Source organism: Streptomyces sp. CG 926 (genome assembly GCF_003148825.1).
Classification (GTDB): domain Bacteria; phylum Actinomycetota; class Actinomycetes; order Streptomycetales; family Streptomycetaceae; genus Streptomyces.
The window spans coordinates 178292-192263 of sequence record NZ_QGGZ01000008.1 but is presented as its reverse complement, the minus strand read 5'-3'; the positions used below and the strand labels follow the sequence as shown (position 1 = coordinate 192263).

Here is a 13972-nt window from a genome sequence, read left to right as displayed (position 1 = left end):
CCATGACCGAAGTATTCAGCACCACGGCCCCGGACGGCACGGCGTTCACGATCACAGCACGGTCTCGATGATTTCGAGCCATGTCACGCGCTCTCCCCCGCATCCCTCCCCCGACTGTCGCCGGGAGGCGTTCCCCAGAGGTCACACGCCACCGTTCACCTTGTTACTCACCAGGAAGAGCCAACTCGAACCACACAGTCTTGCCCGATTTCCCGTGCCGGGTTCCCCAGCGTTGCGAGGAGGCGGCCACCAGGTGCAGGCCACGACCCCCCTCGTCGTCATGGTTCGCGGCCCGTTCGCGGGGCGGATCCGGAAGCGGATCGGAAACCTCCACGAGCAGCGCCGGGCCGGCCGCGGGGCCGTCGGCGGCTGGATTGCGCCGTTCCAGGCGGACTCCGATGGGACCGGAGGCGTACCGCAGGGAATTGGTGACGAGCTCGCTGACCAGCAGGACGGTCACATCGCCGACGGCCTCCAGGCCCCAGTCGTGCAAGGTTCCGCGGACGGCGTGGCGGGCGGTGCGGACGGCACCGGGCTCTGCGGGGAAAGCCCACTCGGCGCACTCACCGTCTGTGTCGATCACGCCGATCACTTCCCGGGCCAGCAGCGACCCCAGTCCGGTTCGTCGGGGACGAAAGGGGGACGAGATAGGGATTAATAGCGACATACCCGATATTCGGGGCGTCGTACCACTCGATCCCTCGCCCACCGGCGCACTGTGGCGCAGACGGCCTAGGCCGCGAGCGTCACGCGCCCCCGCCACCGTCCTGGCGCGGCTCGCCACCGTCCCGGCGCGGCCGCCGCCCGGCCTGGCGCAGCCGACGTCCGGCCTCGGCGACCGCGGGCCGGTCCTGGTCCAGCCAGTCCACCGACTCCAGCTCCTCGGGCCCGAGCCAGCGCAGCTCGTCGTGGTCCTCCAGCGGAGCGGGCACACCGGAGAGCAGTCGGGCGGTCCACACGTGCAGGACGAGCCCCGGCCGCAGCGGCCACTCCCCCGGGATCCGCTCCAGCGGCTCCGCCTCCACGCCCAGCTCCTCGCGCAGTTCGCGCACCAGCGCGTCGGGGACGGACTCGCCCGGTTCGGCCTTCCCGCCCGGCAGCTCCCAGCGTCCGGCGAGTTCGGGCGGTGCGCTGCGGCGGGCGGCCAGCAGGCGCCCCTCATGACAAAGGGCTCCGCCCACGACCACTCGTACCGTCATGGGCGGAGCCTATGTCAGCGTCGCGGAGCGCCGCGCCGCTCAGTTCATCGTGGCGGTCCGACCGATCCGCTCGACCCAGTAGAGCTGCTTGTGTCCTCGGTCCTCGAGGCTGTCGGCGACCTTCTGGGCCTCGGCCCGGGTGGCGTACCGGCCCACCCGGTAGCGGTTGCCGTTGTCGTCCTCGCGTATGACCAGCCACGGAAGCAGGGCACCGCTGTCGTTCATCGCGTTACACCCTCCGCCGACGTACTTGTCCGGGAAACCGCATTGCGCATATGCCCGAGCTTACGCCCGACCTTTACGGAGCGGATACGGTTTTTCACGAAGAGGTACCTCACAGGCGTACGCATCCGGCCATGCGTACGAGTGGGCCGTGCGCGCCGGTTCGAACGGGGCACACCGGTGGCCGGGACGGGCCCGCCGCGCCGCGGGGCGGCGGGCATCCGCGCAGGTGACGCCGAGGAAGCGGCGGGGCCTTGGGAGCGGTCCCGGCCGGGGCGCGGAGGGAGAGGGTCCCGGCATGCGGACCGAACGGTCCGGGAACGCCCGGGTCGGGGGGGCGCGGGCGCCCACCATCGCGCCGAAACCCGCCGGGTCGCCGACGTCCGGTGGGCGCGCGTGAACCCCCGGGCGCCGCCCGGGGGTTGGTATCGCGGGTAGGGGGCGGCTGCCCGGGCTACCTCACCGGGAGGTGGTACGCCAGGCGGTAGCGGTCCGCCGGGACCACCACATCGGCGGTCTCCACCGCCCGGCCGGAGGCGTAGTAGGTGCGGCCGATCACCAGCACCACATGCCCCGGCACCCCACCCAGGAGCAGGATCTCCTCCGCCAGACCGGGCCGCGCGCCGACCTCCTCGACCACGTTGTCCACGACGACGTCGATCGCGGCCATCCGGTCGACCACCCCGGAGCCCCCCAGCGGCCCTTCCTCGGGCAGCATCACGGGGGTCCGGCCGGTCACGGCCAACGGCTCCCAGGAGGTCGACAGCATCATCGCCTCCCCCGCGTCGCGGAAGACGTACCGCGTCCGCATCACGCGCTCGCCCGCTTCGATGCCGAGCCGCTTCGCGACCTCGGCGGGCGCGGCCGCCTGCTCGCTGCTCGACTCCCAGGTGCCGCGCGCGCCGGCGTCGGCCTGTTCCTGCCGGAACGGCGTCGAGGCGCCGCCCGTGCGGTAGCCGGCGCGGGCGACCCGCCGCGGGACCGGCTGCTCCCGTACGTACGTGCCGGAGCCGGACCGGCCCTCGACCAGTCCCTCCGCCATGAGGACCTTGCGCGCCTCAAGGGCCACGGTGTCGGAGACCCCGTACTCCTCGCGGATGCGTGCCTGAGAGGGAAGCCGGGCGTGCGGGGGCAGAGAACCGTCGACGATCTTGCGTCGCAGATCCCCGGCCACGCGCAGATAGGCCGGCTGCTCACCGAAAGTCACTGGCCACTCCCATCAGGTTGACAGACAGCTACACCCTGGCAACCGACGGTTGAAGACCGCAAGCAAGGGCCAGAGTTTCACTCGAAGTGATGAAGCCAGGTCCCCAAACCCACTACCCTGCGTCACCTCGTCAGGTGTCACGCCGACCCGGACGAGGGTCCCCCGTCGGAGCCGCCGTCACCGTCCTCCAGGTCGCCCCCGCCGTCCTGCAGCCACTGCGGGATCTGCGTCGAAAGCCCGTACGCACCCCGCAGCGCCTTCTCCGTCTCCAAGGACATCGCGGCGAGCGCCCGGCTCCACGCCTCGTCGAAATCCTCCGGCGTCCTGGCCTGCGCGGCGTGCCGCCACTGCGTGCGCGCCGCCTCGATCTCCTTCAGCTGCGCCGCCGCGGCCTTCTCCGTCGCCGGCCCGGCCGCTTCCCCCTGGAGGAGCTTCCCCTCGGCGCCCAGCGCCTCGTCCATCGCGCGCGCCCACGCCCGGTACTCGGGCAGCACGTCCTCCACGTCGCCGTCGGGAGGCCGGCTCATGACGAACTCGACGGAGTTGACGGCCCGCAGGAAGGCCGCCTGTTCGGGCTTCAGCATCGCGGCGTCCTTGCGCAGACTGCCCCGCCACTCCTCCTCGGTCGTACCGATGACGCAGACCAGCGCCCGGTCCCCCTCGCGCCAGGACTCGCGGGAGGGCGCGTAGTAGAACATCTCCGCGTACTCGGGCAGCGCCCATGTGTCCATCGCGTACTCGTCCTGGGCCTTCCAGCACGTGTCCTCGGCGGCGCGGTCGGCCGCGCGGGACTCCGGGTCGTCCGGCACCTTGAGCGCCTCGGCGGCGGTGACCTCGCCGTGGTGCACCCGCGCGCAGTCGATCCGGTACGTCACGGGCCGCTCGTCGACCAGGTCCCCGCCCGGAACGTTGAAGCAGTCGCCCGCCCGTAGGTCGTCGAGGTCCGTGAGCTCGCCCTCGACGTCGGAGTACCGGCTCAGCGCGTCGAACCGGTCGTCGACAGAGCTCAGGAGCCGCTCGGCGGTGAACACCAGCGCGCCGGTCATCACCACGGACACCACCAGGCCCACGATCGCCAGGACCTTGCCCCGGTCGCCCCGCTTCGTGATCTGTACGAGGGCCGCGATGCCGAAGGCTATGCCGAGCGGCGGGAAGCACAGCAGCCCGGACAGCAGCGAGGCGAGTGCGAATCCGTTGAGTGCCGGCGGCTGCTGTCCGTGACCGGGCGGCGGAGGCCAGCCCTGGTACGGGGGCGGCGGGGGCCAGGAGTGGCCCGGTCCGGGAGGAGGACTCGGCGGGTTGCTCACGGGGGCGGACTCCATCGCAGGGCGGCATCGTGGGGCGCCGCGCCGCGGAGGGCGCGAACGAATGCGCGAAATAGTACGCAGCGCGGGCGCCCGGCGGATCGGTCGCCCCCGCCGTCGCCCCCGCCGTCGCCCCGTCATCACGCACGGCCCGATCGGCCCCACGGCTCCCGCGCCCCGGCGCGCTGCACGGACCCCTCCGACGATCATCGACGCGTAACATCCGTGCAGGACAACGGCCATGACCGAGCGGAGGGGTTCCACCCATGACGCACGCACTCCCCGGCTACATCTGCTCCGAGGACGGCACCCGCGCGGACGTCCGGACCGCCCCGTGGGCGTGCCCGGTCTGTGGCGGACCCTGGGACCTCGATTTCACGCCGGACCCGACCGCGGCCCTGGAACCGGCCGCGGGACCGAACTCGCTGTGGCGGTACGGGTCCGTGCTGCCGCTGCCCGGGGCGTTCTCCGTGTCGCTGGCCGAGGGGCACACCCCGCTGATCCCGCTGGCGGAGCGGATCCACGCCAAGCTCGACTTCCTGATGCCCACGCGGTCCTTCAAGGACCGGGGCGCGGTGATGCTGGTGGAGCTCGCCCGGCGGCTCGCGCCGCAGCGGGTCGTGGCGGACAGCAGCGGCAACGCCGGTACGGCGGTGGCCGCGTACTGCGCGCGCGCCGGACTGGCCTGCGAGGTCTACGTGCCCGAGGGCACGGCCGAGAAGAAGACGGCCCGGATGCGGGCGCACGGCGCCGACGTCCGGGTGGTCCCCGGCGGTCGCGAGGCCGCCGCGCAGGCCGCCCGGACGGCGGCGGACGCGCCCGGCGTCTTCTACGCGAGCCACGTGTTCAACCCGTACTTCCTGCACGGGACCAAGACCTACGTGTACGAGGTGTGGGAGGAGCTGGGGGGCCGGCTCCCGGAGGCCCTGGTGGTCCCCGTGGGCAACGGCACCCTGCTGCTCGGGGCCGCCCTGGCCGTGGAGGAACTGGCCCGGCGCGGGGTCAGGCCGCCCGCCCTGATCGCGGTCCAGGCGGAGGCGGTGGCCCCGCTGGCGCAGGCCTTCGCGGCGGGCGCGGAGGAAGCCGCCCCGGTGGAACAGCGCCCGACCCTGGCCGAGGGGATCGCGATCCCGGCGCCGCCGCGCGCCCGTCAGGTCCTGGCGGCGGTCCGCAAGTCCGGCGGCACCGTCCTGACCGTCCCGGACGACCGGCTGCGCGAGGCCCAGCGGGACCTGGCCCGCCGCGGCCTGTCCGTGGAGCCGACGGCCGCCGCCTGCTGGGCCGCGGTGGGCCCGGCGGCCCCCGGGGATCCCCTCCAGGGCCGCACCGCCGTGATCCCCCTCTGCGGCGCGGGCGGATAGCCGGCGCCGCGCCCTCGGCCCGCCCCACGCCCTCCGTGCTCCGCGCTCCGCGCTAGACCTTCCACGTCCATGTCGGAATTCCGCGAGCCCGGACGCGTCCGGTCTGATGAACTGGCCCCATGACCACCCATGTTGATCTCGCCGCCCGGGCCGAGGCGTTCGCCGCCCTGCACACCCCCGCCGCCCCGCTCGCCCTCGCCAACGCCTGGGACGTGGCAAGCGCCCGCATCGTCGAGGCCTCCGGCGCTCCCGCCGTCGCCACCACCAGCGCCGGCGTCGCCTGGTCCCTCGGGTCCCCCGACGGTGACGCGCTCGCCCGGGACCGGGCCCTCGACCTCGTCGCCCGCGTGGTCGACGCCGTCTCCGTGCCCGTCACCGCGGACATCGAGGGCGGCTTCGGCGCCGACCCGGCCGCCGTGGGCGAGACCGTCACCGGGGTCCTCGCCGCCGGCGCGGTCGGCATCAACATCGAGGACGGCCACCGCGACCCCGCCGAGCAGATCGAGCGCCTGGCCGCGGCCCGCGCCGCGGCGGACGCCGCCGGGGTCCCGCTCTACATCAACGCCCGGGTCGACACCTACCTCCGGGGCTTCGGCGAGGACGCCACCCGCCTGGACGACACCCTGGCCCGCGCCGCCGCGTACCTGCGGGCCGGAGCCACCGGCGTCTTCGTACCCGGCGTCCTCGACCCGACCACCGTCGCCGAGCTGGCCAAGGGCATCGACGCCCCGCTGAACATCCTGCTCGGCCCGGGCGCCCCGACCGTCGCCGCCTTCGGCGCCCTCGGCGTCTCCCGCGTCAGCCTCGGCTCCTGGGTCGCCGAAGCCGCGTACGCCGTGGTGCGCCGCGCCGCCGAGGAGCTGATGTCGACGGGCACCTACGGGGCGCTCGCGCACTCCCTGCCCTACGGCGAACTGAACGACCTTCTCAAGGGCTGAGAAATCCGGAAGCGTGCATGGGCCAACGACCTTAGGATCCGGGCATGGGCACCTCAACTCCGGTCGACGGCAGGGCCGCCGGGTCGGCCACCACCCCTCTCGGCGGGATCTCGGGGGCGGTCTGGGCCGCCTTGGCCCTGGTCTACGTGGTCTGGGGCTCGACCTACCTCGGCATCCGGATCGTCGTCGAGACCATGCCGCCCTTCCTCTCCGCAGGTGCCCGGTTCATCACCGCGGGCCTGCTGCTGGCCGGTTTCGTCGCCGTCCGGTACGGTCCGGCCGCGCTGCGGGCCACCCGCGCGCAGCTCGGCTCGGCGGCCCTGGTCGGCCTGCTGCTGATCCTGGGCGGGAACGGCCTGGTGGTGCTCGCCGAGACCTCGGTGCCCTCGGGCCTCGCCGCGCTGCTGGTGGCGGCGGTGCCGATGTGGGTGGTGGTGCTCCGGGCGAGCACCGGGGACCGGCCCCCGACGCGCACCCTGGCGGGGGTGCTGGTGGGGCTCGCCGGGCTCGCGGTGCTGACCAGCCCCGGGCTCAGCGGCGCGGTGCGGCTGTCCGGGGTGCTGCTGGTCCTGGGCGCCTCGGTCCTGTGGTCGCTGGGCTCGTTCTCGGCGCCGCGCCTGAAGCTGCCGGCCAACCCCTTCACGGGCAGCGCCTACCAGATGGTCGCGGGCGGGGTCGCCGCCGTGGTCGTCGGCCTGCTGCGCGGCGAGCACCACGGCCTGGACCCGTCGGCGTTCTCCACCGCCTCCTGGCTGGCCCTGGGCTATCTGACGGTCGTCGGCTCGCTCGTCGGCTTCACGGCGTACGTGTGGCTGCTCCAGGCCGCTCCGCTGTCGCTGGTGTCCACGTACGCGTACGTCAATCCGGTGGTCGCCGTGGCGCTCGGCACCCTGATCCTCGACGAGGCGCTGACCTGGCCGATCGTGGTCGGCGGTGCGATCGTCGTCGCGGCGGTGGGCGTGATCGTCGGTACCGAGCGCAGGAAGTAGCGGCAGCCGCGGCGCGGGCGCGCGCTCAGCCCCGCGCGGCCTGCTCGTACAGGGCTTTGGCGTGCTCGTCGAACAGCGCGGCCGTGGAGTCCACGTCCGTGTCCCCGCCGCTGAGCACTCCGATCAGCCGCCCTGCCCGGTCGGGACCGCCCCGGTCGGCGATCCAGGGGCTGCCGCTGGTGCCCGTCCAGAACCCGGCGCAGCTCATGTAGAGCATGTCGGGGTCGTCCTCGTCGTGGCGGGTCTGGGTGGTGCAGGAGACGGGCTTGTTCTGGGGGTTGTGCTCGGACTCCGGGTAGCCGACGACGGTCACGTCCCGCTCGTACCCCGAGGTCCACTCGGGCTTCGGGGCCTCGGCGCCGCCGCCGACCGCGTCCTGGACGCTGCGTCCGTCCTCGTCCGGCTCGATGGTGAGGAAGGCGAAGTCGGCGGTGTCCTCGCCCCATTTGGTCCAGCGGTCGTCCACGTGGATCGACTTGACCTTCCAGACGCCCAGCGGCTGGGTGCCCGCGCCCTCGCCGGAGAAGGCCGGGGCGAAGGAGAGCTCGCCGATGGCCAGGCCGTCGTGGGCCACCTCGCCCGGCTGCCCGTCCTCGCCCGCCGGGGCCACGCAGTGCGCGGCGGTGGCGACGACGTTGCCCTCGGGGCTGTCTACGACGCTCGCCGTGCACCAGTGTTCTCCGCCCGCCATGAGTACGCCGACGGTGGGGAAGGGGAGCACCGGCCGCGCGCCGGGCACCTCGAGGAAGGCGACGGCGAACACCGCCACGATCCCCGCCGCGGCGGCCGCCGACGCCCCCTTCACCACCGTGCTCATCGCACGACGGGATCGGGTGTCGGTCCCTTCATCACCTTGCTGATCCACTCCAGGGAGCCCTCCCTCATACCGCGCACGTACGACTTTCCGTTGTGCTCACCATCCTGGATCACCTGGAGCGAAGTGTGCACGGGGCCCTTGCCGAAGTCGTTCATGAACTTCTCGGCCTTGTCGCGGCCGCTCTCCTTGGTGCCGATCTGGAAGTTGACGTAGACGTCCGGACCGCCTTCCGCGATCAGCTTCGCGGCGAGCTTCTCCGGGTTGTCGGCGTCCATGGCCTGCTTGTTCCCCTGCCACAGCGGGGAGTCGGGGACGATGTCGACCCCGCTCGCGATGGCCGCCTTGAACCGGTCGGGGTACTTGAGGACGTGCTTGAAGGCGCCGAATCCGCCCGCGGAGGAGCCCATGAAGGCCCAGCCGTCACGGGAGGTGAAGGTGCGGAAATTGGCCTTCGTGAAATCCGGGATGTCTTCGACCATCCAGGTGCCCATCTTGGGCTGGCCGGGGATGTCCGAGGCGTCGAAGTGGTGCTTGGTGTCGGCGTTGTGCACCGGCATGATCAGGATGAAGGGCAGGCTGGTGCCGGCCTTGGCCCCGTCGCTGACGGCCTTCTGGAGGCCGAGGCCGGGACCGGTACCCCAGTAGTTGGTGGGGTAGCCGCGGCCGCCGGGCAGGGAGATCAGGACCGGGAAGCCGCTCCTGGCGTACCTCGGTTCGTCGTACTCCTTGGGCACCCACACCCACACGTCACCCGTGAAGCCGGACTTCTTGCCGGTGAGGGTGGTGCGGCCGATCTGGGTGCCGTCCGGCAGCCGCGAGGTACGGACGAACGAGGCCTTCGGCCCGGTCGGCATCTGCACCTCGGGCGGCACGTCGGCGACCGCGCCGGCCTTCTCCTGGGTCTTGCCGAAGGCGACCGGATCCCCTATGTCCGAGAAGAGGCCGTACCGGTATGCCGCCGTTCCGGCCCCGGCGAGGGTGAGCGCGAGCCCGCCGCTGATCAGAATCATGCGCAGGCGATGGGGGCGGCGGCGGCCCTCGGTCACAGGGCTGCCGTCGCCTTGCTGGTCTTGCTGCACGGTTTTTGTCCCGTTCCTTCTCCGGCGCCCGGTCAGAGGCGCGGGTCGGACCGATCGGTCCCCCTTACACCCTTTACAGAGGTATGAACGACGGGATGGGTTGCCTGGGACGGGGGTGACGTGGCGAGCACCACGTGGTCGGCCGCGAGGCGCGGCCGGGCCGGTCAGCCGGCTTCGGGCTTCGGCCCCTTCAGGACCTTGCTGACCCACTCCAGGGAGCCTTCCTTCATGCCCCGGACGTAGTGCCAGCCGTTGTGCTCACCGTTGTGGATGTCGCGGATGGTCATCTTGACCGGGCCCTTGCCGTACTGCTGCTGGAACCTCGTCATCCGCTCCTTCCCGCTCTCCTTGGTGCCGATCTGGAAGTTGATGTAGACCTCGGGGCCCTTGGTGTCGATCAGCTTCTGGGCGAGCTTCTCCGGATTGTTCGCGTCCATCTCCGTCTGGTGGCCCTTCCACAGCGGGGAGTCCGGCACGATCTCGCCGCCGCTGGCTATCACGGCCTTGAACCGGTCCGGGTACTGCAGGACGGTCTTCATCCCGACGAAGGCACCGGAGGAGGAGCCCATGAAGGCCCAGCCGTCACGGGACTTGTACGTACGGAAGTTGGCCTTGACGAAGTCCGGGACGTCCTCGGCGATCCACGTGCCCATCTTGGCCTGGCCGGGTATGTCGGAGCCGTCGTAGTAGTACTTGGCGTCCGGGTTGAGCACCGGCATGATCACGACGAACGGCAGGCTGGTGCCGGCCTTGACGCCGTCGCCGATGGCCTTCTGGAGGCCGAGGCTGCGGTCGGCCCAGTAGTTGTCGGGGAAGCCGTTGCCGCCGGGGAGCGCGATCAGGACCGGGAAGCCGCTCTTGGCGTACTTCGGGTCGTCGTACTCCTTGGGCGCCCACACCCATACGTCGCCCTCGAAGCCGGACTTCGCGCCGGCGAGGCGGGTCTTGGCGATGATCGTGCCGTCGTCGAGCTTGGTGGTCTGCCGGAAGCCGGACTTGGGACCGGCCGGCATGAGCACGTCCGGGTCGCCGGAGGGGGTGGCGGCGGTCGCCGGGGCGCTCGGGTCCGCCTTGCCCGTGGCCGAGGGCGGGGTGTTCTTCCCGAAGCTCACGTCCTGGCCGTTGCCGGAGAACACGTCGAGCTTCCACGCGGCGAAGGCGCCGCCGCCGAGCAGGAGCGCGAGAGCGACGCTCGCGCCGATCCATACGCGGCGCCGGGAGCGCCTCGGCTCCGGGGTCCGGGCGCCGGCGGGCCGCTCGCCGTACGACTGCTGGTGCCGGGGCTGCTCCGGCGGGCCCGGGTACCCGGGGAAGTCCTGGTGCCCCTGGTACTGCTCCGCGGGCGGGTACTCCTGGTACGCCGGCTGCTCATCGGGCCGCGGGCGCTGCGGGTACTGGTGCACGAACTTCGCTCCGAACGGTCATGACTGCCCGAGGGCAGAACGGCGGTACATCCCCGGGAGGTGAGCCGCCCCGACCGACAGGACACCCCCTGGTTGGGATGTACGAATCCCCCGCGAAGTTCCAAGAGCGAGCAAAGTCACGCCGAGCCCGGGCCATGTACCGTCACGTGATCTTCAGTGCGGCCGAGCCGCGTCGCGCTTGGCGTTCCGGCGGGCCCGCGTGTCGGCGTAGATGTACGGCAGTGCGGGCAGCACCAGGATCGGCACAGCCCACAGCGGGAGCGTGAACAGCACCCCCTCGCCGGTCAGCCGCTTGACGAGGATCATCACGGGCAGACCGACGACGAGGGAGATCAGCAACTGCTGATACATGCGCAGGCTGCCCCGGCGCAGCTCCCAGGCGATGGTGACCGCGCCGATGGCCGCCCAGAAGGCGAGGTAGTCGGCCCGCACGTCCATCGCGGTGGTCCGGTGGACCAGGAACGTGAAGAGCGGCAGGCAGCCGAGGACGTAGCAGGCCATGGCCGTCGTGCGCAGGGCCCGGTGGGTGAGGGGGGCGCGCTCACGCGCCCAGGCCGCGGCGAAGGCCCGTACGTCCGGGCCGACGACGTCCCGCGCGGTGCGCCCGGCGGCCTCCGCGTCCGCCAGGTGCGCGGAGAGCTCGTCCAGCATCTCCCGCATGTCCGCCTCGGCGACGCCGCGGTACGCCCAGTTGCTGCGGCAGGCCGCGAGTATCTGCTCGTTGGTCATGGTGTGCCTTCCCCCGTGGAATGCGTACCGGCGTTCAGGATCCGGCCGACGGGCCCGGCGAAGGACTGCCAGCCGGCCCGCCCCCCGGTCAGCTCGGCCTGCCCGGCGTCGGTCAGTCGGTAGTACTTGCGCGGGGCGCCGCCGCTCGGGGACGGGGCGCGGTACGAGGAGATGAGCCCCGCCCGCTCCATCCGCGCGAGCAGCGGATAGATGCTGCCGTCACTGACGAGGTCGAGCCCGCTGTCGGCGAGCGCCTGGGCGAACTCGAAGCCGTACCTGGGTTGTTCGGCGATCAGGGACAGCAGGCAGAGGTCGAGCACTCCGCGCAGGAGCTGGCTGCGCCGTTGGTCGGCGGACGCGGTCGGCTCCTTTGTCATGCGGTACAAGATAGTCACTCACTACCTTGCATCACAAGATAGTTGGTTCCCACCTCGCGGCAACGGTGGTGATGCGGCCGGGAGTCGGTACGCCCGCCGCCCTAGGACCGCCCGCGGATCGTGCCCAGGCGGGCCTGCTCCTCCTCGACGATCTGGCGGGCCATCGCGACGTCCGACACGTCGACCGCGTCCGGTGTGGACTCGGCGACGGTGCTGCGCCGCGCGTACGCGTCGAACAGGCGGCTCTTGTTCTTCAGCATCCGCACCAGCCGCTCGTCCACCCCGCGCGTGGCCAGCAGCCGGTGCACCCGGACCGGACGCACCTGCCCCATCCGGTGGGCCCGTGCCACCGCCTGGTTCTCGATGGTCGGCTTGACCTGGGGCTCACAGATGATCACGACGGAGGCCGCCTGCATGTTGAGCCCCACGCCCGCCGCCTCGATCTGCGCCACCAGCACCGCGTGACCGGGCGCCGCGGCGAACTCGTCCACCACCTGCTGGCGGCGGGCGGGCGGCACGCTCCCCGAGAGCGGACCGAACACCCGGCCACCGCCGGTACCCGGCGCGGCGTCCAGCGAGTCCTTCACCACCGCCAGGACGTCCCGGAAGGTGGAGAACACCACCACCTTCAGCCCGTTCTCGGCGGCGTCCTCGACGATCTCGCGCAGCCGGTCCAGCTTCGCCGACCGCTCGGGGTGGGCGTACGCCGCCCGGCGCATCGCCATGAAGTTGCCGGAGCGCACGGCCTCGCGGTAGGCGACCTCGTCGGAGGGGCTCAGCTCCTCCCACTCGTCCGTGTGCTGCAGCGCGGGCAGTTCGGTCAGGACGTCCTGCTGGTTGCGGCGCAGGTAGACCGGGGCCACGGCCTTGCGGAAGGCTTGGGAGCCGGCCACGCCGTCCCGGTCCCCCACCGCGTCGGACAGGTCGGGCCGCAGGATCTGTACGAGGCTGCGGAACTCGCCGACGCGGTTCTCCATGGGGGTCCCGGTCATGAACAGGACGCGGTCGCAGCGCCCGGCCCAGTCGGTCACGGCCCGGGCGCGCCGTGTCAGCGGGTTCTTCACGTAGTGCGCCTCGTCGACGACCAGCATCCCGATCTCGCCGCCCCCGGGCGTGGGGAATCCGCGCAAGGCGTCGAAGGTGGTCACCGCGACGCCGCCCCGGCCCTTCCAGTCGGCGAACGCCTCCTGCCGGTCGGGGCCGTGCAGGCACATCACGCGCAGCGTGCTGCGGGCCTCGATCTCCCGCGTCCAGTTGATCAGGACACCGGCCGGGCAGACGACCATGAAGTGGCTCTGGCCCTCGGCGGCGAGGTGGGACAGGGCGGCGATGGCCTGGATGGTCTTGCCGAGCCCCATCTCGTCCCCGAGGATCACCCTGCGCTGGGCCAGCGCGAAGCGCGCCCCGAAGGACTGGTAGCCGCGCAACGACACCCTGCGGTGGGTGTCGTCGAGCAGCTGGCCGCGGACCCGCTCGGCGACCTCGTCGGGCAGCAACCCCTCGGCGGCGGCCGCGTCGGGGCTGCGGCCGGAGATCTCCGCGAGGAGGCTGTAGTACTCGGCGGACCGCAGCTCGAAGTCGACCCAGGCCGCGACCTCGGTCGAGGGGCCGCGCAGCAGATCCACCGAAGCCTGCGCGAGCAGCTCCGGCGCCCCGCCCTGCGCCGCTTCCTCGGTCAGGGCGCGGACCTCGGCCACGGCCGCCAGGGCCCGCTCCCGTCCGGCCTGACCCGCCAGCAGCATCCGCAGCCGCCCGGCGACCGGCCCGGCCTCGACGAGCGGCGGACCGAGGCGCTCCGCGAGCACCACGGCCGCGTCCAGGGCGCGCTGCGCGTCGGGGCCCGCCTCCACCAGTACGTGCAGGGCCAGGACGAGCGCGGTGGTACGGGGCTCCGGCCGGTCCACGTCGATGTGGACGGCGACGGTCTCCCGGACGGCGTCGGAGATCTGCCGGGCCGCCGCGACGACCTGGTCGGCGGTCCGCTGGCCGACACCGGGAATCTGCCGCAGCCGGTACGACCCGGCGTCGAGCACCTGCCCGACCGAACACAGCCCGCTGCGCTCGACCTCCCCGAGCCTCAGCCGGCCCTCGGTGACCTCCTTCAGCCGGGCCACGGGGATGGCCGCCAGCGCCTGCTCCGCCGCTTCGTCGTGGATCGGCCGCAGAGCCGCCCGCACCGCGTCGACGGCTCGGCGGTGGTCGTCGACCACCGCCCGCGCGGCCTCGTACAGCCGTGCACCCCGGGCGACCGTCTCCCGCTCCCTGCGCCCCATCCGGCCCCGGCCCTTCTCTCCGTGTCCCCGCATCCTCCCACCGCGGCCGCGGC

At 72.6% G+C, this 13972-nt stretch carries 14 protein-coding genes; 3 read left to right on the top strand and 11 right to left on the bottom strand.

Features of this window, described 5'->3' with window-relative positions; all coding sequences use genetic code 11:
* Window positions 1-163: 163 nt before the first annotated feature.
* From BCL76_RS22275 to BCL76_RS22255, 5 genes are all read right to left on the bottom strand, one after another.
* On the bottom strand, window positions 164-592 hold the full coding sequence (locus tag BCL76_RS22275; protein ID WP_109781211.1) for an ATP-binding protein: 429 nt from the start codon (window positions 590-592) through the stop codon (window positions 164-166).
* Window positions 593-746: 154 nt separating this feature from the next.
* On the bottom strand, window positions 747-1199 hold the full coding sequence (locus BCL76_RS22270; protein ID WP_109781210.1) for a (deoxy)nucleoside triphosphate pyrophosphohydrolase: 453 nt from the start codon (window positions 1197-1199) through the stop codon (window positions 747-749).
* 39 nt (window positions 1200-1238) lie between these two features.
* On the bottom strand, window positions 1239-1424 hold the full coding sequence (locus tag BCL76_RS22265) for an SPOR domain-containing protein (protein WP_030764821.1): 186 nt from the start codon (window positions 1422-1424) through the stop codon (window positions 1239-1241).
* Window positions 1425-1875: 451 nt separating this feature from the next.
* Window positions 1876-2628 carry a GntR family transcriptional regulator gene (locus tag BCL76_RS22260; RefSeq protein WP_109781209.1) on the bottom strand — a complete coding sequence of 251 codons (753 nt, stop codon included), beginning with the start codon at window positions 2626-2628 and terminating at the stop codon, window positions 1876-1878.
* Between the two features lie 137 nt (window positions 2629-2765).
* Entirely contained in the window at window positions 2766-3935 is a 1170-nt protein-coding gene (locus BCL76_RS22255; protein WP_181382659.1) for a DUF4190 domain-containing protein, read from the bottom strand.
* Window positions 3936-4198: 263 nt separating this feature from the next.
* Here BCL76_RS22255 and BCL76_RS22250 point away from each other — a divergent pair, with 263 nt between their 5' ends.
* The 3 genes from BCL76_RS22250 to BCL76_RS22240 all read left to right on the top strand — a co-directional run bounded on the left by BCL76_RS22250 (window position 4199) and on the right by BCL76_RS22240 (window position 7220).
* Entirely contained in the window at window positions 4199-5293 is a 1095-nt protein-coding gene (locus BCL76_RS22250) for a threonine synthase (protein WP_109781207.1), read from the top strand.
* A 119-nt stretch (window positions 5294-5412) separates the two neighbouring features.
* Window positions 5413-6231: an isocitrate lyase/PEP mutase family protein gene (locus BCL76_RS22245; protein ID WP_109781206.1), complete on the top strand. Its 819-nt coding sequence runs from the start codon at window positions 5413-5415 to the stop codon at window positions 6229-6231.
* Between the two features lie 44 nt (window positions 6232-6275).
* The gene (locus tag BCL76_RS22240; protein ID WP_109781205.1) at window positions 6276-7220 is read left to right on the top strand and encodes an EamA family transporter; all 945 of its coding nucleotides are present in this window, start codon (window positions 6276-6278) and stop codon (window positions 7218-7220) included.
* A 25-nt stretch (window positions 7221-7245) separates the two neighbouring features.
* Here BCL76_RS22240 and BCL76_RS22235 read toward each other — a convergent pair whose 3' ends face one another.
* The 6 genes from BCL76_RS22235 to BCL76_RS22210 form a co-directional block, all read right to left on the bottom strand.
* Window positions 7246-8037, bottom strand: a complete 792-nt coding sequence (locus tag BCL76_RS22235) for a trypsin-like serine peptidase (protein WP_109781204.1) — start codon at window positions 8035-8037, stop codon at window positions 7246-7248.
* Window positions 8034-9047: an alpha/beta hydrolase gene (locus tag BCL76_RS22230; protein WP_181382658.1), complete on the bottom strand. Its 1014-nt coding sequence runs from the start codon at window positions 9045-9047 to the stop codon at window positions 8034-8036. Before BCL76_RS22230 ends, BCL76_RS22235 begins: the two co-directional genes overlap by 4 nt.
* Window positions 9048-9280: 233 nt before the next feature.
* A complete protein-coding gene (locus BCL76_RS22225; protein WP_375137953.1) occupies window positions 9281-10519 on the bottom strand; it encodes an alpha/beta hydrolase in 1239 nt (412 codons plus the stop codon).
* Window positions 10520-10693: 174 nt separating this feature from the next.
* Entirely contained in the window at window positions 10694-11269 is a 576-nt protein-coding gene (locus BCL76_RS22220) for a hypothetical protein (protein ID WP_109781202.1), read from the bottom strand.
* Window positions 11266-11646, bottom strand: a complete 381-nt coding sequence (locus BCL76_RS22215; protein ID WP_109781201.1) for a PadR family transcriptional regulator — start codon at window positions 11644-11646, stop codon at window positions 11266-11268. Before BCL76_RS22215 ends, BCL76_RS22220 begins: the two co-directional genes overlap by 4 nt.
* A gap of 101 nt (window positions 11647-11747) precedes the next feature.
* On the bottom strand, window positions 11748-13919 hold the full coding sequence (locus tag BCL76_RS22210; RefSeq protein ID WP_181382678.1) for a DEAD/DEAH box helicase: 2172 nt from the start codon (window positions 13917-13919) through the stop codon (window positions 11748-11750).
* Between the last annotated feature and the right edge of the window lie 53 nt (window positions 13920-13972).